22 protein-coding genes are annotated in these 24,660 nt (G+C 49.0%); 2 read left to right on the forward strand and 20 right to left on the reverse strand.

The window, feature by feature from the left end; all coding sequences use genetic code 11:
* Positions 1–58: 58 nt before the first annotated feature.
* From mnhG to CR164_RS12115, 8 genes are all read right to left on the reverse strand, one after another.
* A complete protein-coding gene (gene mnhG, locus CR164_RS12080; protein WP_110024251.1) occupies positions 59–397 on the reverse strand; it encodes a monovalent cation/H(+) antiporter subunit G in 339 nt (112 codons plus the stop codon).
* Positions 394–666 (reverse strand): MrpF/PhaF family protein, encoded by a 273-nt coding sequence (locus tag CR164_RS12085; RefSeq protein ID WP_110024252.1) that lies wholly within the window; start codon positions 664–666, stop codon positions 394–396. Before CR164_RS12085 ends, mnhG begins: the two co-directional genes overlap by 4 nt.
* Complete coding sequence (locus tag CR164_RS12090) at positions 663–1,136, reverse strand: Na+/H+ antiporter subunit E (protein ID WP_110024253.1); 474 nt, start codon at positions 1,134–1,136, stop codon at positions 663–665. The genes CR164_RS12085 and CR164_RS12090 overlap by 4 nt, the downstream gene beginning before the upstream one ends.
* Positions 1,133–2,650 (reverse strand): Na+/H+ antiporter subunit D, encoded by a 1,518-nt coding sequence (locus tag CR164_RS12095; RefSeq protein WP_110024254.1) that lies wholly within the window; start codon positions 2,648–2,650, stop codon positions 1,133–1,135. Before CR164_RS12095 ends, CR164_RS12090 begins: the two co-directional genes overlap by 4 nt.
* Positions 2,647–3,012 (reverse strand): Na+/H+ antiporter subunit C, encoded by a 366-nt coding sequence (locus tag CR164_RS12100; protein ID WP_110024255.1) that lies wholly within the window; start codon positions 3,010–3,012, stop codon positions 2,647–2,649. The genes CR164_RS12095 and CR164_RS12100 overlap by 4 nt, the downstream gene beginning before the upstream one ends.
* Positions 3,009–3,425 (reverse strand): Na+/H+ antiporter subunit B, encoded by a 417-nt coding sequence (locus tag CR164_RS12105; RefSeq protein WP_110024256.1) that lies wholly within the window; start codon positions 3,423–3,425, stop codon positions 3,009–3,011. The genes CR164_RS12100 and CR164_RS12105 overlap by 4 nt, the downstream gene beginning before the upstream one ends.
* Position 3,426: 1 nt before the next feature.
* Positions 3,427–5,721, reverse strand: a complete 2,295-nt coding sequence (locus CR164_RS12110; RefSeq protein ID WP_110024257.1) for a putative monovalent cation/H+ antiporter subunit A — start codon at positions 5,719–5,721, stop codon at positions 3,427–3,429.
* Positions 5,722–5,877: 156 nt separating this feature from the next.
* A complete protein-coding gene (locus CR164_RS12115) occupies positions 5,878–7,221 on the reverse strand; it encodes an MFS transporter (protein WP_322113410.1) in 1,344 nt (447 codons plus the stop codon).
* A gap of 135 nt (positions 7,222–7,356) precedes the next feature.
* Between CR164_RS12115 and recQ the strand changes: the two genes are divergently transcribed.
* Positions 7,357–9,225: a DNA helicase RecQ gene (recQ, locus tag CR164_RS12120; protein WP_110024258.1), complete on the forward strand. Its 1,869-nt coding sequence runs from the start codon at positions 7,357–7,359 to the stop codon at positions 9,223–9,225.
* 33 nt (positions 9,226–9,258) lie between these two features.
* Here recQ and CR164_RS12125 read toward each other — a convergent pair whose 3' ends face one another.
* Positions 9,259–10,482 carry an OmpA family protein gene (locus CR164_RS12125; protein ID WP_110024259.1) on the reverse strand — a complete coding sequence of 408 codons (1,224 nt, stop codon included), beginning with the start codon at positions 10,480–10,482 and terminating at the stop codon, positions 9,259–9,261.
* Positions 10,483–11,114: 632 nt separating this feature from the next.
* Positions 11,115–12,176 (reverse strand): radical SAM/SPASM domain-containing protein, encoded by a 1,062-nt coding sequence (locus CR164_RS12135; protein ID WP_110024261.1) that lies wholly within the window; start codon positions 12,174–12,176, stop codon positions 11,115–11,117.
* 716 nt (positions 12,177–12,892) lie between these two features.
* On the opposite strand from CR164_RS12135, the gene CR164_RS12140 reads away from it, so the two are divergent.
* The gene (locus CR164_RS12140) at positions 12,893–13,924 is read left to right on the forward strand and encodes a L,D-transpeptidase (protein WP_110024262.1); all 1,032 of its coding nucleotides are present in this window, start codon (positions 12,893–12,895) and stop codon (positions 13,922–13,924) included.
* A 61-nt stretch (positions 13,925–13,985) separates the two neighbouring features.
* Here CR164_RS12140 and CR164_RS12145 read toward each other — a convergent pair whose 3' ends face one another.
* The 10 genes from CR164_RS12145 to CR164_RS12190 all read right to left on the reverse strand — a co-directional run.
* A complete protein-coding gene (locus CR164_RS12145; protein ID WP_110024263.1) occupies positions 13,986–15,506 on the reverse strand; it encodes a sodium-dependent transporter in 1,521 nt (506 codons plus the stop codon).
* Positions 15,507–15,623: 117 nt separating this feature from the next.
* Positions 15,624–16,241 carry a class I SAM-dependent methyltransferase gene (locus tag CR164_RS12150; RefSeq protein ID WP_110024264.1) on the reverse strand — a complete coding sequence of 206 codons (618 nt, stop codon included), beginning with the start codon at positions 16,239–16,241 and terminating at the stop codon, positions 15,624–15,626.
* Between the two features lie 142 nt (positions 16,242–16,383).
* Positions 16,384–18,504, reverse strand: a complete 2,121-nt coding sequence (locus CR164_RS12155; RefSeq protein ID WP_110024265.1) for an anaerobic carbon-monoxide dehydrogenase catalytic subunit — start codon at positions 18,502–18,504, stop codon at positions 16,384–16,386.
* A gap of 38 nt (positions 18,505–18,542) precedes the next feature.
* Complete coding sequence (locus CR164_RS12160) at positions 18,543–19,271, reverse strand: cytochrome c (RefSeq protein WP_110024266.1); 729 nt, start codon at positions 19,269–19,271, stop codon at positions 18,543–18,545.
* 29 nt (positions 19,272–19,300) lie between these two features.
* On the reverse strand, positions 19,301–20,110 hold the full coding sequence (locus CR164_RS12165; protein WP_110024267.1) for an ABC transporter ATP-binding protein: 810 nt from the start codon (positions 20,108–20,110) through the stop codon (positions 19,301–19,303).
* Between the two features lie 43 nt (positions 20,111–20,153).
* On the reverse strand, positions 20,154–20,990 hold the full coding sequence (locus CR164_RS12170; protein WP_110024268.1) for an ABC transporter ATP-binding protein: 837 nt from the start codon (positions 20,988–20,990) through the stop codon (positions 20,154–20,156).
* A gap of 16 nt (positions 20,991–21,006) precedes the next feature.
* Entirely contained in the window at positions 21,007–21,798 is a 792-nt protein-coding gene (locus CR164_RS12175) for an ABC transporter permease (protein ID WP_110024269.1), read from the reverse strand.
* A 165-nt stretch (positions 21,799–21,963) separates the two neighbouring features.
* Entirely contained in the window at positions 21,964–23,196 is a 1,233-nt protein-coding gene (locus CR164_RS12180; RefSeq protein WP_110024270.1) for an ABC transporter substrate-binding protein, read from the reverse strand.
* A gap of 293 nt (positions 23,197–23,489) precedes the next feature.
* Complete coding sequence (locus tag CR164_RS12185; protein ID WP_110024271.1) at positions 23,490–24,269, reverse strand: ATP-binding protein; 780 nt, start codon at positions 24,267–24,269, stop codon at positions 23,490–23,492.
* A 91-nt stretch (positions 24,270–24,360) separates the two neighbouring features.
* Positions 24,361–24,660 (reverse strand): DsrE/DsrF/DrsH-like family protein (locus CR164_RS12190; RefSeq protein WP_193525199.1); only part of this gene is annotated, 300 nt, incomplete at its 5' end.

Genomic DNA, 24,660 nt, shown 5'->3' on the forward strand with positions numbered 1-24,660 from the left:
AAACTGGAATAAGATTTTGCAGATACAGAAGATAATGTAACACCTTTACCGCAAAAACTCATTTATCGGCCTTTTCCATACGCTCTTTGAACTGATCTATTTTTGTTTTTTCCCATAAGGGTACCTTGCCGAAATATGCTGCTCTGCCGATAATGTGAGCAGCTACTGGTGCTGTAAGAAACAAGAAAATAATGATTGCTACAGCTCGGAAAGCAATACCAATATCCTGCCAGTAAACGGTCGTCCCGATAAGCACCAGCCCTATACCCAGCGTTGAAGCTTTGGTCGTTGCCGACATACGGGTATAGAGATCGGGCATTTTCAGGATACCGATTGCCGAAACAAGAATAAAAAGGGTTCCCAGAAGCAAAAAAACACCGCTTAGAATTTCTATCATTCTCTTCCCCTCCTTCCAAGATAGTATGCAAAAGCCACCGTACCGAGAAACGCCAGCAATGCCACGATGATACCCACATCGAGGAATGTTGTCGTCTTCTTTTGAATAGAGTAGACCGCAATGAAAGCTATCGCGTTAGCCGACAAAAGGTCCAGCGAAACAATCCGGTCTTCGATGCTCGGACCGATAACCAGGCGCAGAAAAATCACCAGAATCGAAAGACCGATGATGATCACCGAAATATCTACGGACCATTCTATAAACGTCATCGCATCACCTCGATCAATCGTTTTTCAAGACCTTCTTTAAGTTCATCGCAAAACCGAACGGCATCTTTGACATACAGCGCATGCACGTAGAGCGTCTTTCTATCAGGAGATACATCGAGACTCAGCGTTCCAGGGGTCAGGGTAACGAGATTCGCGAAGAGTGTGATCTCGACATCTGTCTTGACATCGAGCGGAAAAGCAATCACTCCGGGCTCCATGTAATCCTTCGGTGTAATGATATCGAACGCCACCCTGAGATTCGCGATGAGTAATTCCTTCAGAAAGTACAGAACAAACTTGATTACCAGCGGTATTTTTGAAAAATACTTTGTTTCTTTCCACGCCGAACGCGAAAACCATAGAATCAGATAGCCAACAACCATGCCAAGCACAAACGTTCCGGCAGTGAAGTCACCGACAAGCAACATCCAGGCTATCGCCAGAAGGATATTGAAAAGAAAGGGATTCACGAGCGACCTCCTATAACCGCATTGATGTAATTACGCGCATCCAGCAATTCATAGGCCGCTCTGTCCACAAGCTTGAAAAAAGGCTCGAACCAGAGCCCGAACACCACCGTCAGGAATCCGAGCATGATAATCGGTACTATGGTAGCCGCTTTTTTCATGGTCGGAGTTCGCAGATACCCCTCATCCTCAACGCCGCCCTCTCCGCGTGGATCATCTTTCCAGAACGCTTCGTTCCAGATCTTCACCATGGAAAACAAAGTCAACATGCTTACGCCAAGAGCAACCCCGACCAGCAGATGGTGCTCCGAGTCGATCCCGGCCTTAATCACAACGAACTTTGCCCAGAATCCCGATAGCGGAGGAATACCGGCCAGACCCAGAGCCGGAACCAGAAACAGCAGCCCGAGCATTGGATAAAAGCGGTAGATTCCACCGATCTCCCGGAGATCCCAGGATCCCTTTAAACGATGGATAAGACCGCTTAGGTAGAAAAGATTTGTTTTGGCGACAATATTATGAATGATATAAAACAGCGCTCCTGCAATAGCCAAAGGCGACTGCACCGCCAGAGCAAAAATCATATATCCTATCTGGCTGATGATATGAAAAGAAAGCAGCTTGCGCATGTCATACTGCACTACGGCACCAAGCACCCCAACAACCATCGTGAAGGAAGAAAGAACAAGCAGCACCTGATGGATAAACGATACGCCATCATACGAAAAAATAGTCGTGAAAAAACGCATGATCGCATACACACCCACTTTTGTCAACAGCCCGGCAAAGATAGCGGAAACTGCAATCGGAGGAGTATGATATGACGCAGGAAGCCAGAAAAAAAGTGGAAAGATAGCCGCTTTAACCCCGAAAGTGATCATGAAAAGCACCGCCACCACCGACAGCAGTTCCCGATGGTCAAGCAGGGGAATCCTCAGAGCAAGGTCTGCCATGTTGAGCGTACCTGCAGTCCCGTAAAGAATCCCAGATGCGGCGAGAAAAACCGACGAGGAAAGAAGATTCAACGTCACATACTTGATTGCCCCTTCGAGCTGCTGCGGTCTCCCTCCAAGCACGAGCAGTACAAAAGAAGAGATCAGCATCACTTCAAACCAGACGTAGAGATTGAAGATATCTCCCGTCAGGAAAGCCCCGTTGATCCCCATAAGCAACAGTTGCAGAAGGGGATAGTAGAAATAGTGCTCCCTCTCCTCATCGATGGTCCCGAGAGAATACAGTGCCGTGGTAAATCCAATGAGAGCCGCGGCAACCACCATGATAGCAGAGAGTGTATCGGCTACGAGAGTTATCCCGAATGGGGCTTCCCAGCCACCGACCTGCAATGAAAGAATTCCTTCGGACAGCACACTGCCGAGTATAACCAGCGATACCCCGAGCATCGAGGCGGTTGCCACAACGTTCAGAATACGATGTAAGGCCACCGATCTTCGGAAGAAAATCATGATCAGCGCAGTGCAGAGCGGAAGCAGTATGGGCAACATGATAATCTTGCTCATAACCGTTCCTCCGGAAGCTGGTCGGTGCTTCTCATTTTATCCAGGTCCTCGGTTCCAAGCGTCAGGTAGGCACGCTTGAAAAGCACAAGGGCAAACGCCTGCACGCCAAACCCTATAACGATCGATGTAAGTATGAGGGCTTGCGGCAAAGGATCGGCAAATGGTTCGGTAAGCATTTCCGCCCCTTCCGGCACAAATGCAGGAACCCCTTTGGTAAGCCTTCCGACGGTAAAGATCATAAGGTTGGCCGCGTGACCCAGAAAAATCAGCCCGAAAATAACCTTGACGATGCTTCTCCTCAATACAAGATAGGTCCCGGCAGCATAGAGTGCACCGACAATCACAGCAAGCAGAAACGTCATAAGCGGTCCTCCTCTGCTAGCGAAAAGATGATACAGAGCGTTATACCCAGCACAAGAAAGTACACTCCGAGATCGAACAACAGGGGCGTCCCCACTTTTCCGACAAAAGGAATTCCCGTATCGATCCAGACTGCCTTCATGAACACCTCTCCGACAACAAGCGACGGCAACGTGCTTGCAATGGCTGTGCACAAACCGGCAGCAATAATCGTAATGGGCTCAAACCGGACAATAGTCCGTGCCGCTTCAATGCCGTTTGCGATAAAGTAAAGCGCATAGGCTGCTGCTGCAACAAGACCACCGACAAACCCACCACCCGGTTCGTTATGCCCCCGGAACAGCAGAAACACCGAAAACATCAATAACAAAAGCAACAGATAACGCGACGCGGTAGCAAGAATCATGGAATACATATCACTTCCTCCTGTCAGGTCTGAGTTTCAACAGCGCAAAAACCCCCAACGCTGCTACCGTCAGCACCGTGATTTCTCCCAAAGTGTCAATCGCCCTGAAATCCACGAGAATAACATTTACCACATTACGACCTTTCCCGTCAGGAAAGCTCGCTTCGGCAAAAAAGCGCTTTAGTGCTGACGAAAGCTCAAACGATGAAGCAAAAAGCACTGTAAGCGTCATCGTGCACCCGACGCACAGAGCGATAACCGCGTCTCTGACTCTGTTCAGCGACCCGGAAAGTTTCAGAAAACCCGGAAGCTTGTAGAGCACCAGCACGAAGAGAACAACGTTAAGCGTCTCGATTGCAAAGGTTGTCAGACCAAGATCAGGGGCCCCATAGATCACGAAAATGATACCTATTGAAAACCCAAGCACGCCAAGAGCTACAATCGACTTGAGTCTCGACTTGGATGTGACCAGAAGCAGCGTTGAAACCAGGATGATGAATGCTAAAGCACCCTCGTAAAAAGTAATTGAAAAGTCCGGTACCATGGTAATCTGTCCTGCCGATCGAAAAAGGGGAAAAGAGACCAGAAAAACCGTTGTGACGACAAAAAATATGATGTAGTTGCGCAGATAACCGTTTTGGACAAGTCGGGTCTCCATCCGTGCGAACGACAACATACCCTTGATTGTCATCTCATACCAGACCGAAGGCCTGGCGATTGCAGGTAGCGATATCTGTAAAACCCCGGGAACCTTCTCCCGCACCAGATAGAGAACCGCACCGAGCAGAAGAGTCACGAAACTTAAAAGTAGGACCAGATTGAACCCTTCCCATATAGAAACCTTGAGACTGAGCGTTTCAGACAGAATGCTCTGCGCCGACTGTTCGAGCATCGTGGCAATGAAAAAGTTGGGAAAGAGCCCGAAGAGAAGTCCCAAAACAGCAAGCACACCTGGCCCGATAAGCATTTTTAGCGCCGCCTCATGTGGAGGCCTTGGAGTTACAGGCATTTTTCCCCAAAACGGTTTGAATCCGACAAACAAGGTAACCATCACCACAAACGCATGGGCGAGCACCGCACCAACAATGAGAAAGGTCCCCCAGTATTCCACCTCAAGAATCGATTTATACACCGTTTCCTTGCCAATGAATCCGATAAGAGGAATCACTCCCATCATTGAGAACGATGCAAGAACTGCGGTAAGCGTTGTCACCGGCATCAACCTATACAACCCTCCCAGCTTTCTCACATCTCGAGTCCCGGTTTCGTGATCAAGCGTTCCCGCAATGAGAAAGAGAGCTCCCTTGTACAGCGAATGTGCGATAAGGTAGATAAAAAACGCCTTGATCGCCAGTTTTGAACCGATACCGAGCAGCATCACAAGCGTCCCCAATACCGAAAGCGTTGAATAGGCGAGCAGCCTTTTCAAGTCGGTCTGCTTAAAGGCGAGCATGGCCGAAAAAAGCATGGTCACTGCACCCGTTATCAGTATCGTATCCTGCCATAGTGGCGTTCCACCTATCTCATGATTCATCCTCGCTATAAGGTAAATCCCCGCCTTGACCATCGTTGCCGAATGCAGATAAGCACTGACCGGAGTAGGAGCCTCCATGGCGTTGGGAAGCCAGAAATGAAAAGGAAACTGTGCCGACTTGGTAAATGCTCCGACCAGCACAAGCACCACAATCGCTGGATACAGCTCATGAGCGATAATCGCTTCACTTTTGTCGTAAAATGATGAAATCTCGAAGCTCCCGGTCACATTATAGAGTAGAATGATACCGGAGAGAAGAGCAAGCCCCCCCCCGCCTGTAACAAGTAACGCCTGTAAAGCAGCTTTCCTTGACGACTCTTTATGGTGATTGAAACCGATAAGGAGAAACGAACTGATACTGGTCAGTTCCCAGAACACAAACATCAAAAGCATGTTGTCCGAGAGCACCAGCCCCAGCATGGATGTCATGAATATGCCGATATACACATAAAATCTGCCGGTCTGCGCATAGGCTTTCATGTAAGCTCCGGCAAAAAGAAACACAGCGGCACCGATCAGTGTGATGATCAGCGAGAAGGTCAGGCTCAAACCGTCGAGAAGAAAGGAGAAGTTGACGCCAAGAGACGGTAACCATGGCCCTGACTCCCGGATAACCTGCCCGGCGGCAATTTGCGGATAACGAGCCAGAAACCCGAAAAACATGAACAGGGGGAAAATAACGGCAATCCAGCCGAAGTTCTCCCTGAACCGTTTATAGAGCAACGGAGCAAGTGCCGAGGCACAATATCCTATGGCTAACAGAATCAGCAATCTATAAAGACTTAAGTGATTTGTGTTGACAGAATTAACCGCTGGAAACGTTCGGTTGTTCCCGGAAAGATTGCAAAGAAAAGATTACCAACAAAAACATTACTGTGGTGAAACCGATCGATTCGCTTGCTATCGGATAACCTGAAAATCTTTAACTCAGGACTCAGCCGGCTCCCTATACGCTCTCCATGCACGGGCAACTCCTTTCAGAGAGCAGGAAAGCAGAAGTGCCGTAGCAAGAACAACAACACTCCCCACTCTGATGGCAACGGCCGTTCCGAAAAGCTCCGAAAGTATGCCAACCTCCAAATTACCGATCGGCATGAACCCCATCAGAACCATCAGATAAATACTCATGACCCTACCCCGATAGCGGTCATCGACAAGGTACTGCACTGTAGCGGTCATGGTTGCAAAAGCCGAGAGGAGACCCATGCCTGCTATAAAAAGAAAGATCATTCCGAGTCGCTCATCCTGCACAAAAGAAAATGCGATCAGCCCAAGAGAAAAGGTAACGCTTCCACCGACAACCATACTGCTGTTACGAACCCGACCCGAGGTTATTGAAACCAGAACGGTACCGGAAAGAGACCCTAATCCCAATGCAGAAAAAAGATACCCCATACCTTCCGAACCAAGACCGTAGGTCTGTTTGGCGACCACGGGCAACATCGACACGAACGACCAGCCGAAGATAGACACCACCGAAGCAAAAAGCACGATAGTCCTGATAATGGGATGCTGCCATGTATAGACCACTCCATCACGAATGGACTGTAGGGTTGAACCAGAATCGGTTACTTTTTCCTGAGAAGTAGTTGTATGAATAGCAAAAAGAGCGAGAATTACAGCAATATAGCTTACTCCGTTTGCCAAAAACGCACCCCCCGTACCGGTATAGGAAATCATAAAGCCGGCGATGACAGGACCGATTACCCGCGACGTGTTCAAGATGGCGGAATTGAGCGCTACGGCCGAACGAAGCTGATCGTGCTCCACCATTTCACTTAAAAAAGCCTGTAGCGCAGGCGTTGCAACCGACGTTACGCAACCGAGCAGAAACGCAAGTTCCATGATGATCACAAGGGTGATAGCCCCTGTGATGGTAAACAAACCGAGCGCCAGAGCCAATACCATGGACAATATCTGTGTCCAGAGAAGTATTGTTTTCCGGTCATAGCGGTCAACAATCACCCCACCGAACAGAGAAAACAACAACGCAGGAAGTGATGACGCTGCTGCAGTAACCCCAACCCAGAACGCTGAACCGGTCATTTCCAGCACCAGCCAACCCAGAGCCACCATCTGCAGCCAGGTACCTATCATAGAAACGATCTGCCCGATAAAATACAGCCGGAAATTCCTGCTGCAAAAAGCGGGAAAAGCCGAAAGAAGCCATGCTTTCAAACCGGAACACTCACAGTCGGCGGAATCACCCTCACTCGAATCATCATTCATCGAAATCTCTTCAGTAAAAGAACACTCTTTATTCATCATCATAGACATCATATCATAAACCGGAGGCAAGATAGGAAAAGAAAACGAGAACTATACAAGCCACCTCATATTGCCCTTTTGCAGCAGAGCCTCTATATTCAATACCAAGTCTTACCTGCACAATAACGATACACCGGCATGACAATGGACACCGTGCGCCCAACTCGATCCCAAGGAGAGCAGCCCTCCTTAACCGCCGAGACAAAGCTGCTCGACACGCTGCAAAAAGTATTCGGATTCCATACGTTTCGTAAGAACCAGGAATCGATTATCCAGGCTATACTCGATCGAAAAGACGCATTTGCCGTCATGCCGACCGGCGGAGGCAAATCACTCTGCTATCAACTTCCTGCACTACTGCTTCCCGGTACCTGCATCGTAATCAGCCCACTGATTGCACTGATGAAGGATCAGGTTGACGGTGCCAAGGCAAACGGTATCCGCGCAGCGTATTTGAACAGCACTCTCTCTGCAGAGGAGCAATCCCTAGTCCTCAAAGACCTGCAGTCTAATTCACTCGATCTGTTGTATATAGCACCTGAGCGGTTTGCACTCAACCATTTTCAGGACATGCTTAAAGAGACGAATATCAGCATGGCGGTAATTGACGAAGCTCACTGCATATCCGAATGGGGTCATGATTTTCGGCCCGACTACCTTTCACTCGCTGCTTTGGCCAAGCTTTTTCCCGGTACACCAATAGCTGCATTTACAGCAACAGCCACCCACAAGGTACAGCAGGATATTCTCGATAAACTCGGCCTGCGCAACCCCTTTATCATCAGAGCCTCCTTTGACCGCCCGAACCTCCTTTACGACATCCGCTTCAAGGAAAACCCCAACGCCCAACTTGCCTCGATCCTGAGAAACAACTCCGGCAAAGCCGGCATTATCTACCGCACCAGCCGCAAAAGCGTCAACGAGACAACAGCGATGCTCCAGGCAAAAGGCTTTCGTGTACTCCCTTACCATGCAGGCCTGGGCGATGAAGAACGAAAGAAAAACCAGGAAGCATTCATTCGAGACGAGGTCGATGTTATCGTTGCAACGATAGCGTTCGGTATGGGTATCGATAAATCGAACATACGTTTTGTCATTCATGCCGACCTGCCAAAAAGTATTGAAAATTATTATCAGGAAACCGGCAGGGCTGGCCGCGACGGGGAACCCGCTCAATGCATAATGCTCTTTTCACAATCGGACATCCCCAAAGTCCGTTTTTTCATCGACACGATGGTCGATGAAACCGAACGTGCAAAAGCACAAGGAGCATTGCAACGCGTGATATCATTTGCTTCGACATCCGTTTGCAGGCGGAAAACCCTGCTCGAGTATTTTGGCGAAACGTACCCTCACGACAACTGCAATTCCTGCGATATCTGCCTTGGTTCCCGGGAAGTGGTTGACTGCACTGTAGAGGCTCAGATGCTGCTCTCCGCGATCGCCCGAACCGAAGAACGCTTCGGTGCGACACATATAGTCGATATTGTCACAGGCAGCAAAAACAAAAAAATCCGTGACTTCGGCCATGACCGCCTCAAAACATACGGAGTAGGTAAAACGCACGGCAAAAAGTTCTGGCGGCAGCTTATCGACGAATTGATGGCTCAGAAAATAATCGCAAAATCCGAAGGGCTCTACCCGGCCCTTCACATACAGGAGAAAGCTATTCCGATACTCAAAAATAAGGCAAGGGTTGAAATGGTACGGATAAAAGAATCCCCAGCGCCTACAGCAATGACCAAGGGAGCAGGAACCTACGATCACGACCTGTTCGACCAGCTCAGGGCGCTTCGTAAACAACTCGCTGACGAACAGAATATTCCTCCCTACATTGTCTTTTCCGACCGCTCCCTTCGTGATATGGCCACCCTCCATCCCATGAACGAAGACACAATGCTTTCAGTGTCAGGAGTAGGAGAAGTAAAGCTGCAGCGATATGGAAGACAGTTTCTCGCTCTCATCAAAAGATACTGTGAAGAACACCCGAAGAAAAACGAAAGATAATCAGGCATTGTAGTTGTTCAGACTGTTCTGATCCTACTCTTCCAAAGCGATTTCAACGCGCCGGTTCAACGCTCTGCCGTCAGGTTTGGCGTTGTCGGCAACCGGCACGGATTCACCAAACCCTTTTGCCGATAACTGCTTCTCGGCAATACCGTGGGCAACCAGCCAGTTCACTACGGCTTGAGCTCGTTTTTCGGATAAAGCACGATTGTATGTATCGCTTCCCCGGGAATCGGTGTGCCCCTCGACGATCAATTTTACCTCCGGCCGAGCCTTGATGGCCCTGAGAACCCGATTCAAGGTCTCCTCGGAATCAGGTTTGATCGTAGCTGTGTCATAATCGAAGTAAATACCGTAGATGATTGCACGGCCAACCTCGTCAAGAGAACGTCCGATCGCATCCTTTTTCATGCCTGAAACGAATGCCTGCAGGCATTTGGGTTGTCGGCCGTCCGTTACCCGCTTTCCATGCCAAAGTCCCTGATAACGGCTGTTCTCGTACCACAACCCGTTTAAAAAACTTCTGTCCGACGTCAGCACCATAATGGCGGTTCCGGTTTGTGGACCGCTTTCCACCCATTGAAAACGAATAACACGACCGTCCGTAGTCCCCGCAAGCCGTCCGTCATCCCAGTCGTAACACCCTTCGACCTCTACGCCTTTCTGCCGCAGCCACATGATACCGTAGTTGGTCTCATACACCCCCCCGACCGGCTTGGAAGCAGTCACTGCATTTACCGGTTCACCATAGGCTTCCAGTTCCATGATTTCCGTATAATCGGGATTTCCCCAGTTCGATAATACTTCGAGTTTCAACCATTGACCGGGAACCATGCGCTCCATGGTAAACCCTTTTCTTTCTCCCATTGAAGCCTCTCCCTCATAGACCAGTTCGAAGCCATCGTTCGCAGACTGGTTCGACACATACAGCTTGAAACGCCTTGCTGAAATACCGGGATATCCGCTTTCCTGAGCGTTGGTGTTGTCTATATAAAACGACTTGATGGCAACACTGTTCGGCAACTCGATGATAAACGTATTCGGGTAAGGCAGCTTTCTCGTACTGCACCACCCCATTTCAGTTGTGCCGTCCAGAAGCATCATTCCGGCCCATTTCTGGTTGTATTCCGTCGTCGCAGAAATCAGGACGGCACCGCTGGCGATATCGAGCCGATCGTTTTTTTCCGCGGCAGTCACGGGTGTAGCCATAAATAATGAAACAATAAGAATAAGGAAGAGGAAGGAAAGTTGCCTCATGTTGCTCTCCTGTTCAGACGAACTGATGGTTGAAACGAGCTTGTTCAGTCTCTGTTGCCACAAAAAACCCCAAACTGCTGCATTTATGGCTGTGAGGAGCAGCGACCGTAGCGCTCTCTTTTAGACCTTTTGAACTTGCCCGTAAGCGTGAATGAGCACTACCGTTGGCACAAATGAGCCGCAATGAAAAATATAGTTAAAATATATATAACCTTATCGCTATTGAGCTGTTAACAGTTTATGTTCAGAACATCTGGAAAAAGAGAATTCTTATGACAAGTACTCGACAACCGGGAATGGAAGCCCAATCTGAAACTGGATTTCAGCAAACTGGCCGATCATGCATTTATCGAAAGTTTTATTCGGGAACAAGTTGCCTGGAAAGGCTGAATGATAAGCGGTTTTTAAGCCCGGAGTATACTCGTGAGGTCATCAAGAATTGGTAAAATAATCATATGAACGCAGATCGCACAGTGCATTGAATGGCCAGAGGCCGTCAGAATTTGCTGTTCAAAACCAAAAATCTTCCCTAAAACTTGTGTTATAGTAAACAGGGAGCGAGTTTCCACCTGCCTCTTGATCGTATAGCCAGCAACTAGTAGAAATACCATTTTACACCGCCACTCCAACAATCATAGTAGATTCTTTTTATAAATACAGCAGCCGTCAAAATTATCTCGAACTTCACTCAAAAACCGGTTCGAATCCCATATATCCGATATATTGCCTCCCTCCCGTATATTCCCGAAAGGAGCCTTGATCCATTGAGAACCTTTTTTCCACATTTTTGCCACACATGGCCATATATCTCCCTGTATATCCACATAAACACCTAATGTCTGTGTACAGGCTCCACCGCCATAATAAGCAAACCCCTCTGAACGCTCGATCTCCAACGATTTATCAATTTCATATATTGTATTCAACAGTAAACTTCGCTCTCGAGTAGATATAGGCATCAGTAAAGACGAAATCTCCATACCCTCTTCACGGCCGAAATCCGTAAGCGATTCATAACCGATAAAATCTCCCCCAGCTGTTCTCCCGGATGGAATATATTCACCGGCCATTGGATACATATTGCTATCGCGACACCACTTATGCAATGCCGGTATCTCTTCAATATTTCCTTTGAAAACCATAGTGTTTAGCCCGAGCCTTGTTGGCAAGATCTCATTAAAGCCTGCATCCATAAGGTTTAGCAGTGCCTTGTCCCTTTTTTTAGAGTATCCTTTCCTGCCACACACCAAATCCTGAATCAACTCGGACTGCGAATTATATTTCAAGACAACACTAACATCCCTCATATAACAAAAGTCGATCAATTCATCATGAGACTCAAAAGCAATACCATTGGTAAACAACATCGAGGTCATTTCATTTTCATATATACAATTAATGACATCCTTAAAATACGGATCCATTGTTGGCTCTCCGGCCCCAACAATATTGACAGTTTCCGCTCCCAACTTTTTAAATTCTTTAATAACCTTGCATGTTTCTTCTATTGAAAGCTCGTTAGCTCTCCTGCTTTTACCCTTGGACTCCTTTTCTTCTTTATAGCAATAGGGGCAATTAAGATTACATGCATTGGTTAGATCCAGAGAAGGATTAAGCATTATTTTATCTCCCACAGCTCTCGCTATCACCCCCTCATCAAAATCCCAGCCCTTGATCGTGTTTCTTTCATCCATTGCCACTCCAGTAAGAAGTTCAATTATCGTTTATCAATTATTCGAAGAACGACACAGACTGCACTACAATAACTGAAGCAAATACTCGACGTAACACCCTATCACTTTGGTAGGGGATGATTCCCACATCATCAATGACTCCCTGTTTGACAAAAACAGGAAAGCATTAATGAGAATCCGGGATGTTGTTCAATAGCCCAAAAGAGAACATGAAGGTCAGAAAATATCATGCATTTCAATACTGAAAGATGACACCTAAACCTTCAGACTGTTTGCCTGCAAAACAACAAAGCTATATATACCGTCAACATTTATGGAGGAATGTGTACCGACTGTTAGAGGCGGCCATAGATTCTGGAACATGGAACACTGCGAGCTAACAGATAGGCTCGCGTGAACGTCGGCGTATACAGTCAGTATTTAATATGAAAAATACTGCAACTTTTTGATATAACAACAATGCCAAACTTCTTTTTATCGTATTTTTTATCGCAAATCACAATACAGCAACCACTATGCACCCCGATTCCCCTTACGTTTGCAAATACAACGCCATAAAAAGTATAATTTATTTACAACGTCCCCTATAAGAGGAACTCAAGGATTGCCGGGATTGTTATGGAAACTGTCTTATGTGCCAGGGCCTTCTTTTTGTTAGTTCAGAGCCCCTTCATTTCCAGCTGCATCCACAACAGCAACACTGAACTGAAAATACGATGAAAAAAACAGCCCAAGCCTTTTTTATACTGAGCTCTTTGATGCTCGCTCTCGTGATATCGATCACCGAAATTCATGGGGTACCTTTCTGGGGGGCGAAGCAATCGTCACCGGCGGATACACCGATTGAAACCCTCAAACCCGGTGAGTTCATCTGGGAAGAAAACCTGGAACCGGGTGGACCTATCGCCATCGTGGTAAGCCTGCCTGAACAGATGGCTTATGTCTACCGTAACGGGTTGCGGATCGGGGTGACCACCGTCAGTACCGGCAAAAAAGGGCACAGAACACCGACAGGCGTGTTCACGATTTTGAACAAGGACAAGGACCATCGCTCCAGGAAATACGGCAACGCCCCAATGCCTTACTCCGAGCGCCTCACCTGGGACGGCGTTGCCCTCCATGCAGGAGGCCTGCCTGGTTACCCGTCTTCACATGGCTGTATTCACCTGCCATCCGAGTTCGCACGCAAACTCTTCGGCATCACCCATAAAGGCACGACCGTTGTGATCGCCGGGAAGTCCACGGCACCACGAACGGTGGTTCATCCCGCAATGCTCATGCCGGTCGATGCGGGTACCGGCAAGACCAAGAGTGCCGATCCTCTTGGTATAATGGAAAGCTACCGCTGGCAGCCTGAAGCCTCAAAGGACGGCCCTGTAACCCTGGTTGCAAGCGCTGCCGACCGGCAGGTCATCGTTATACGTAACGGCATAGAAATCGGCCGAGCACAGCTCACGATCGAAACTCCCGAAAAACCTCTCGGCACACACGCTTATCTCGTTCTTGAGGGCGGGGAACCCAGACATCCTCGCTGGAGCACCATAGGCCTTCCGGGCCACGCGACTGAAAGCAAGGGAATCCACGACGAGAACGCTATCGAGCGGTTAAGAATGCCGCAGGAATTCACTAAACGGCTGTATAACCTGCTCGAACCCGGAACGACGATGCTGATAACCGATGCGCCGGTCCTCGAACATACCACCGGCACCAGCCTGACGGTTATGGGTTCGGGCAAACTTGAAAGTTAGGTAGCCATGGCTAAAGGAACGGCGGCGAGGCGGTCTCAAAAGGACAACCGCCTGGTATTGCCTACAGCTCCTCGCCTCGTCCTTTCGCCAAGTGATTATCCGTTTTCCAGGGTTGTACCGCGAAAATGAAGGAAACGAGAAAAGTGATGCCGATCCAGCTCCAGCCTATACCGATCAAGCTTGCCCAGGAATATCCTCCGTATGCGACAGAAAGTTCTCTGATAAGCTGGTTCAAAAGAATAACTGTGAGGAAAAGAGGCAGGCAGAGCTTGATGACCCAGTTCCACCAGACACCGAGCTGCATCTTCGAAACCTTGTTGAGATGCTTTCTGATAATATCGAGCCTGAAAAACCAGCCGACCACGATACACTCTAGCAGTCCTGCCATTACCAAGCCGTAATTATTGATGAAATGATCGACGATATCGAGCCAGAATAAACCACCATTGGTCGTAAAAATGATGCTGCCGGCAAAACCAAGAACACAAAGCAAGGTCGCCAACTTCTTTCGATTAATGCCGAACTTATCCTTGGCCCCGGAAACAAAAGCTTCAACGATGGATATCGCCGATGATACACCCGCGACGGTCAGGCTCAAAAAAAAGAGCACACCAAACAGGGGACCCGCATCGCCGATCAGTGAAATGGCTTTCGGATAAGCCACAAAAGCAAGCCCGATGCTTTGCGTTACAACCTCTTCGAGCGGCTTGCTCTGGGTCACTGACATGAAACCAAGAATAGCGAACACCCCGAATCCTGACAGTAGCGAAAACCCGCAATTCGCCAATGCGGTGATTACCGCGCTGCCGGTCATGTTGGAGTTATAGGGCATATAGCTTGCATAGGCGATCATGATGCCGAAACCGAGACTCAATGTAAAGAATATCTGGCCATAGGCACTGATCCATACGTTGGGGTCGCCGAGTTTTGTGAAATCCGGTTTGAGGTAGGCCGAGATACCGACCATCGCACCTTCGAGATTCACCGACCAGAAAACCAGAACCAGCGTCAGCAAAAGGAGCAGAGGCATGAACACCCTGTTAGCCAGTTCGACGCCACGGCTCACCCCTCGCACTATGATCCCCCAGCTCACAAGCCAGACAATGAACAGGCTGATAAGTATTGGAGTCTGGATAATGCCGATTTCAGCAGGGGAGGAACTGAGGTTCAGGAATGATTCGAAAAAGAACTTGTCGGGATCGTCGCCCCAGGAAAGATTGAATGAATAAAATATAAAGTCAACGCACCAGGCAATCACCACTGAGTAGTAGAGCACAATACCGAACATGGTAAACAAGAGAGGCCACCACCCAAGCCATTCCCAACGCCTGCCTATCTTCCTGAACGCTAGGGGAGCACTGCCAATCCGCTCATGCCCGATCCCGAACTCGAGGATCAACAGAGGGATACCAGCAGTGAGAAGCGCAAAAATGTAGGGAATCAGAAATGCTCCCCCACCGTTTTCATAAGCCAGGTAGGAAAACCTCCAGATATTACCGAGCCCTACAGCAGACCCTATTGCCGCGAGAATAAAGCCGGTTCTTGATTTCCACGTACTTCTTCCGGTAGTTTCTGATGACATTTCTTCCTGATTTAATGATCGATTAAACGTCGTTAAATTTACAAAACGCTAAGAACATATCTGCAGGATTATAAAGGAAGAACATCACCTAACGTATTGCTTTAAGAACAACTAAAATCATTCCCGTCGCTGGAAGTGACAAAACAGATACATCTGTCCCTTTCCACCGGGAGTCACGTGTTGTTGTTTGCGGTGTTGACGGAGAACAAATTCACTCCCCAGAAAACCTTCAAGTTCAGCAACGGTATACCGCCTTACGGGCAGCCCGCTGCACTTGGGAGGAGCTTCGGGAGCAAAGGTTCCAAGGATGAGGTGTCCACCAGGTCTCAATGCGTTAAAGAGTTGCTTGCGGTATTGTCGTTGCTGTTGTTTTTCGGTAAAGAAATGAAAAACCGCCCGGTCATGCCACAATTCATAGTAATGGACAGGGAGCTCGACCGATGTGATATCTCCTTCAAGCCAGGTAACCATGCTTTTTTTTCTGCCCAGCCTTTTTTTAACCGTGGAAAGAGCCTTGCCGGAAATATCGAGAACGGTTATCGTGCGGTATTCCGCGTCAATCAGATCCTCAGAAAAGGTCGATATACCACATCCCACGTCGATTATCGGTGCGTAGAGCGGAATATCGAGCTGGTTGACCCAGCAGAGCGACGCCTGAAGATGCGGCGTATACCAACCGGGTTTACTCGACGTTGTTCCCGAATACACCTGTTCCCAGTGATTTTTCAAAGCCATGACTCTTTGCATTTGCCTTCTCCTATTACAGTTTTCTCAAGGTTGAACTGTGGCATCGAATGAGAAACATCGGGATGCCTACGATGCTTTATGACAATCCTCTTGATCCCATTCTTTCATGCCTCTTTGTATCCGTATCGTTCTAGTATCCGATTGAGCAGAGATTCTGCCCAATCTCCACAGTATCGGGTATCTGATCCTCGATCTCTCCTTTCGTTCCGATCGTGTATTCCCATACCGGCCATCCAAGGTCAACGCGTTTTTTGTCGAGCATCCGCAAAATATCTTCCGAAGTCCGGTAAGGGTCAGGGTCCCAGTTCATCCCGGCGCCAACCATCGTGCGCAGACGGTTACCGACATAATCCATGAACCGGTCGGAAGCAATAGTGTTATCCTGTACACAGGAATAGGTTTCGATTCCCTGCAGCACAAAAGAGTACCGCGCTCCCATGGTTTTTTCCGCCGCGGGGTCGGCGGCAACCATGGCGAGCGGCATGGAGGGATTGGGGACACCTGCTGCGTTGGCCGTAAAAGCCATGATCTGCCCGGCCCGTGTACTGTCGGTGCAGGCCCCGACATGCAGTACCGGCGGGATATCCTTTGCCTCGACAACCTCGCGCAGCCTCTCACCGCAGAGCTTCGACGCATCGGAGTGGGCGAGACCCGCAAAGAGCAGACCCATGCCTGAACAACCGTGACAGGTAACCAGCACATCGTTCCTGATAAGCTGCTTGGCAATGATAATCTGGTTGCGCTCGAACACGGCGCCGCGAATGTTGCCGCAGGAACCGAAGTTGACGATTCCGCGAATCTTCCCGGATTTCACCAGTTCGGCAAGCCCGTGAATCTTCCTGTCCGAAGCGGAACCGTTGAAAAGCTTCATCACCTCTTCGACGCCAAACCCCATTTCGACCTTTGCCCTTACTTTCGGCACATACACCCTTTTCGGGTCACGGTTTTGGTAATTGCCGATCGCGACATCAAGGATCTCTTCGGCAAGGTCGTAGAGCTTGTCGAGGTTTTTCAGGTAATAATCGAGTTCAATGACAATAGCCCCCTCTTTTCTGCCGGAAGGAGAAGTGGTAATAACTTTTGTATGAAACTGCCGTGCAACCGGCATCATGCCCGGCAAAACATCCTGCTGGTCGACGACGATCGCCTCGAACGCCCCGGTCGCAACCGCCATTTCGGCCGAAGAGGCCATTGCAACGAGGGGTATACCGAGGTCACGTTCGATGAACTCACCGCCGGTACAGCACATGCCGTAAAGCCTGATATCCTTTGCCCCGGCTTTCTTTACCTTTTCCATGATCCTCGGCGTGCCGACGATATCGCAGATGGCGAAAGCCACCATCGGGGCATGACCGTTGATGCCGATGTTGATACAGTCTTCGCTTACAATGCTGCCGAGGTTGACGTTGATTGTGGACCGCTTCGGAATGCCGTATACGATATCGGTTGCAAGCGAGGTCGATACCACTGTCGTGATCGAATAGGCAAGAACCGTCCTGAGAAACGCCTGCATGTGGCTCTCGAAGTCGGAGTCGGTGCCATGGCTTGTCAGGTTGTTGGTTTCAAAGCATTCGTGGTAGGCGCTTATGGGAATTATATCGAGTTTCTCCCAGGTTTCAACACGTTCTTTCGGCGCAAGCGCCTTGAGCGTTTCGTGCTCTTTGGGGAGCGCACGCTGCAGATCGTCAATAAACCTGTCGGCTATTTCTCCACAGATTTTTTCTATTGCCTTTCCTTCGGTTTCGATACCTAAAAGCTTCGCCACCGCGAACCCTTTTTCCCTGGACTTCAAGGGAATCGGAGCGATACCTTCAGCTGCAGCCTTGAGCGAAATAAAAACCTCACGGGCATGAGCACCATGCGCAGACAATCCAGCTGCAAGACGTCGCAACGCATTTCCAGCCACGACAAGGTCAACATCCTTACCACAGACGGTAAGGGGAGTCTTCTCCGTGACCCTGCATGGACCATAGGAACAAAAGGCGCAGCATGCTCCCGTGAGGCCGTAACCGCACTGCGGATGCTGTTGGGCAAACCGGTCAAAGGTACTGCATATATCATGCTTGCCCATAAAATCAACCATTTCGGCTACCGCCTTGTTGGCGGTGTGCTTGACCATCTCTTCCTTGCTGTAGTTGAGACGATGCACCAGCTTGATCCGGTCTTTCAGAGGCATTCCGGGAGTATAATCAGGCGCCATTCTCGAACCGGTCAGCTCATCCTCATAAGTATACTTTTTCTTATCCGCCATAAATCGATCTCCTTTACTGATTGATATTCACCGGTACCTCATTCTCCAAACGTTCTGATATAGTCTATCACGTCGATGATCTCCTTTTCGGTAAGTGTATTCCCCCAGGCAGGCATATAGCTGCGAATTCCTGTCGATTCGGGGGGAAAACCCTGCTCGACAACATTGAACAGTCCGGCAGCACTGTACTCTGCAAGCGTTTCCGGTGAGAGCGGACGGACGCTGATGTTCATCATTTTCGACACGCGCCCGTCACCCCTGCCTGATGTTCCGTGGCACATGACACAGGAGTTGTTATAAATTTCCTCACCGCTGTATCCTTGATCTTCGGCTGCATCTATTCTTCCATCCCGATTCACCAGGCGTATAAAAGCAATGGCATTCTGTATCTGTTCAGGCGTCAACTGAAAACCGAACGGCTTCATATGCATTGACTTTCCGTGCGCAAGGCCACCCTTGCTTATGAAATCATAAAGTTCCTCATCCGTCTTGCCGCCGAAATAGGTGCTGTCGGAAAAGTCGGCCGGAGGTGAAGACAGTTTCTCTGCGTAAGGCCCGTTGCCTTTGCCGCTCTGCCCGTGGCAGACGAAACAGTAGCCGAGATAAAGCTTCAATCCCTGCAGTTCGTCCGGCTCTTTTGATACCGATGAGGATTTCGAGATGTCTACTGCTGATACCGCAGTCTTCTCTCCCTCCGTTTCACACGAAATGATCAGCGGCAGCATCGCCATGAAAAATAATGCCTTGAGAACGGTCTGTCCCTTCATGATGATCGCAGTTAAAATTTCATTTTTAGCTATATGATGAGATCGAGCTCCTCATCTTTCAGCGAGGAATAGAGGGCGATGATCTCATCGCGCATGTCATTGAACTCCTTGTCGGTCCTGCTCATGCACTCGTGACGAGGTCTCGGAAGATGATTATCGAGCATTTTCTTTACTCTTCCCGGATTGATATCCATAACACAGATACGGTCTGAAAGAAAAATCGCTTCATCCACATCATGGGTTACAAACATGATGGTCGTACCGGTTTTCTTCCATACCTTCAGAATCTGAATCTGCATCTCCTCCTTGGTCAGCGCATCGAGCGCCTCGAAGGGCTCGTCCATAAGAAGAATCCTGGGTTTGTTGGCCAAAGCTCTTGCTATGGCGACCCTCTGACGCATACCCACCGAAATCTCGTGCACTTTCTGGTTTTCCGTTCCTGCAAGACCAACGGTTGCAAGCTGCTCCATAGCGATTGAACGACGCTCCTTCTTGTCAATTCCTTTCAACTCGAGACCTATCTCGACATTTTCGATAACGCTTCTCCATGGCAAAAGCGCATACTCCTGAAAGACCATCCCTTTATGTGGGCCTGGCCCATGTTCCTCCCTGCCATCCAAAATCACAGAGCCTGTTGTCTGCTCGATAAGCCCGGCAACGATCTGCAAGGTTACCGATTTGCCGCAACCTGTCGGGCCGAGAACACAGATAAACTCTCCCTCGTCAACCGTCAGTTCGACATCCTTGAGAACAAGAACATCGTCACCGTCCTTATTGAAAACCTTTGAAACGTTCTGCAGCTCGAGAAGCGCATTCCGTTTCCTGCCGTTGCTTTCCATAAACACTACTCCCGGTATTTAGATTTTCAGGTTTTCTCATGACTCACGCACCGTAATCACAGACTGACTTGCCGGCCCCGGCTTTAACCTCGTTCATCACCTTCTCGCGCAGTTCGATAAAACGGTGATGAAATTCAGGCTCGAGCGCCGCCTTGCCGAATCTTGGCCGCGGTAAATCGTTTGTAAAGATTTTCGATATCCTCCCTTCACTGTTCATCACCGCAATCCTGTCACTGAGTTTAACCGCCTCATCGAGCTCCGAGGTCACAAAGATGATCGTGTTGTGCTCGTGCTCCCATATCCTGGTGATCTCGGTATGCATGGTCAATTTTGTTTTTGAATCGAGCGCATTGAAGGGACCGTCCATCAGCAGAATCTTCGGTTTCGTTACAAGAATCATGGCAAGTGAAGCCCTTCGTTTCATACCGCCGGACATTTCAACCGGAAACTTTCCGGTTGCATAGGAGAGTCCGACCATATCGATATACTCCATCGCGAGTTCCCTGTTTTCCGCACGTTTTCCGTACTGAAACTCAAGACCGAGCTCGACGTTCTGCAGAACCGTCCGCCATGGAAGCAGGGCATATTCCTGGAAAATCATCCCCCTGTCCGAACCCGGCCCGTTGACGGGCTCACCATCAAGCAGCACCTCTCCTTTTTCAGGCTTTTCAAAGCCTGCGATGAGCTTGAGCAAGGTTGACTTCCCGCTGCCTGTCGGACCAACGATGACCAGAAACTCGTTTTTGGCAATATCCAGATCACATCCGCTGACCGCCTCTATCCACTGACTGTTTTTCTGATACTCCTTGGTTACCCCTTTAAGCGAAATAAGCGCTTCCGATACCTGTTCCTGGCCTCTGTCATTGTTGTTACCAGCCATACAACACTCCTCTTGTTCAGATTTTCCAGGCAAACTTGCTGATCAGCCAACGATTGGCCGAATCCAGCAGATACCCGATTAAACCGATAATGAATATTGTTGCCATCAACTGATCATAACGGAAACGGTCCCTGGTATCAAGGATGAAGTAACCGAGTCCGTCGGGAACACCGAGCATTTCCGCCGGAACGAGAATGATCCAGCTCACACCTACGGCGAGCCTTAATCCTGTCAGCATGTCGGGAATTGCGGCAGGAATGATGATTTTTGTCAGAATCCCCTTGTCACCTGCCCCCATGGTTTTGGCCATGTTCAGCCAGAGCGGACTGACCCTGCCCGCACCATGGACGGTATTGAGAATGAGAGGCCAGATAGCCACTAGCCAGAGCAAAAACGTCACCGAGACATCGCCGACACCGAAGATGATGATTGCAATAGGCATCCATGCCAGTGGCGAGATCATGCGCATGAACTGAAACGGGACATAGGTAAGCTGTTCGAGCCGCTTGAAATAACCAACAAGCACACCGACCGGAAGCGCAAAAATAATAGCCATGACAAGGCTGACCAGCACCCTTCGCAAACTCGGTACTGCGTGATGAACAATATCACCGTCTTTTGCCATCTCAATCAGTGCAAGAAAAGCAGAGAAAGGCGAAAAAGCCTCACTGAAATCATCGCCGAAGAGCTTCAGCATACTTGCCGCCTGCCAAATAAGCAGAAACAGGAACACGCCCAGCACATAGAAACTCCTGTCGGCAAGAAATGCCTGTGTGCCGCCGTTTCGTGACTGTTGTTTTTTTGCCATAATGATTTACAGGTTTAAACATGCTCGCAAAGTGTCCCTTCAGGGACGTACCTTTCCTTGCGACCTGCAAGACAGTGAGCAGACGCCGGAATGTCAGCATTGTTGTTCATGAGAAGCCCGCAAATGTCCGGATGAACATCTTCGATGGCGGGCCGTCAAAGAATGTTAGACCGCAATGACCTCTTGCCTTACAAACGGGTTCTCCGGATTGACGCCCGCAAACTGCACAAGGCCGCCCAGCTCTTCAGAAGCCTCCATGACACCCTCTGTATACATAAGCTCTTTCTGCACATTTGCCGGATCAAGTCCGCTCATGAAGCTGAGATCGCCTTCCATTTTTGTCTGCTTCATCATCTCGACCATCTTGTGCGTTGCCGACTCGAACTGGTATGGATTGTATGAAAGCCGTTCGGCATTCCAGTCCGGATGCTGAATCGCACCCGTTCCGCCGTTCGCCCCATAGGTATCGAGGTCATATTTCAGCATTGCCCTCTTGATGACCTTCTCAGGCAACGGGAGGTACTGCGCACCGTCTTTTGACAGGATATGTGCCGCTTCTTCGGCGTTGTTCAAAGCCCATAACTCGGCTTTTACAAGCGCTTTGATAACGTCATGCGACCAGGCCTGATCAGCCAGTTCCTTCTCATTCATCACCGCGACGCAGCAAGGGTGGTTTTTCCAAACATCCCCGGTAAACCTGACGATCTTTCCGCCGGCAAGGATTTCACCTGCTGCATTGAACGGCTCGGCTACGATATATCCGTCAATAGCTTTTGAAGCCATCGCAGTCGGCATGTCGGGGGGAGCCATGACGAAAAGGTTCATCTGGTTGTCACGAAGAGGCTTGTTCTTGTTTTGAATGACCGGCTCGATACCCATCTCTTTTGCAATCATCTGTATGATAATGTTGTGCATCGAGTACCAGTAGGGAACAGCTATCTGTTTGCCGCCCAGATCCGCATAAGAATCTATTCCGCTCTCCTTGCCGACAGTCAGAGCCGAGCCGTTTATATGATCCCATGCAACCACCTTGACGGGGAAACCCTTGCTGTATCGCATGTAAATCGGAATCGGTGCAAGCAGATGCGTAAGATTGAATCTTCCGGCCATGAACGCTTCCGCCATCGGAGCCCATCCCCTTATAAGCACAGGCCTCTCCGACGCAATTCCCATCTCTTTGTAAAAGCCAAGCTCATGTGCAAGGATAATCGGCGTGGCATCGGTTATGGGCAAATAACAGCTTTTTACTGTTTTGGACGACGTTACACCCGGCGCTGCACCTTGTTCATCTTTCGAGCAGCCCTGCAAAAGAGGATACCCGGCGAATAATGCGCTTAATCCAACAGCGGAATTCCGAATAAATCTTCTTCGCGAAATAATGTTTTTTTCATCTTTCATACCAACCCCCCTTGTTTAATTGCCCGATTACCCTGACCGGTTTATCAGCATCATACAGACGAAGCGGTCAATGCAAGATCAATTATTCACAATTGTTAACATTTATAAAAAAAAGGACATTCGCCTCCACCAATAGTGACAGCCTGTTTACAGGCTAAACATTATTTTTTCTGATGAGGGATACTCTAATCGTGCAGCAACGCCCTGAAAGCAGGATGACGTATAACGGAGTCAGGAAACGTTCCAACAAAAGTAACAATTGTTAACGTATTTCACAAACCAAAAACCTGTTGTTATTCTTCTGCGTCGGAAAGAAGCCGCCGAACCAAGCCCCTTATCTTTTCGAGCATTTCCGGGCATTGGTCATAAGGGGATGAACCTGAAAGGTCTGCCTCGAGAGCCAGAAAATCAAAGGGAATCGTTGCCCATATGGCATCGTTACCCAATTTATCGGCAACCCTCTTTTCCTGTCCTTCACTATGAACCTTGTTGATAACATATCCTACTTTTCGGATATGAAGTTGCTTCGCGAGCGAGGCTATCTTTCCTGCCGTATTCATAGCTCGCTGACCTGGCTCTACGACAATGAGCAACGTTCCGACAGATTCAGCTGTACCTCTCGTCAAATGCTCGAATCCCGCCTCCATATCGAGAATCACCCACTCGTCACGCTCAACCATAAGGTGCCGCAAAAAAGAACGCAACAAGGCATTCTCAGGGCAATAGCATCCTCCAAGCGCTTCTTTCAGTTCACCCGTCACGATCAATCTCAGTCCCTGTATCCCAACAGAAAATCGTTCAACCAGATCGTCAACTTTCGGATTAAGCACAAAATACCCTCCCATACTTCCGGGTTTTGTTCCGGTCCGTTCCTCGACAAGCACCTTCTTTTCTATCAGCGGCTCAATCCGGCCTGAGGTTTCCTCATCATAGCCCAGAGCCTCGCCAAGATTGGCATTCGGATCCGCATCGATGGCAAGCACTCTTTTACCTTGACTGGCAAGTTCCCTGGCAAGAAGAGCACAAAGGGTTGTCTTGCCTACCCCACCTTTTCCGGTTACCGCAATTTTCATGCACTTCCTCCTTAGGGAATCCTCCTCTGCCACTCGAATCAAGACTGAAACCGGTTGGACTGTCCGGCGAAAGAAGGTCGCAGCAAAAAACTCAAATAAAAAGTTGAATATCGGCGTCGGCTGCGTACTCGAGAAACATGGCAGCTCCCGCGAACTCCACGCCGTCTATGAAGTCTTCTTTCGAAAATCCAAACACATCCATCGTCATCTGGCACGCGATAAACTTCACCCCGCAATCGATACACAGCTCGCGCAGCTCCTCGATGGTCGCCACGCCCTTCTTCTTGAACGTCTTTTTCATGAGGCTTGAAGCAAGCGTGTCGAACCCCGGAACATTACCTGTTATGATTTTCGGTATCTGCCAGTTGATGTTCTGAAATCCCTCGTTGCC

The sequence above is a fragment of the Prosthecochloris marina genome (assembly GCF_003182595.1).
Taxonomy (GTDB): Bacteria; Bacteroidota; Chlorobiia; order Chlorobiales; family Chlorobiaceae; genus Prosthecochloris; species Prosthecochloris marina.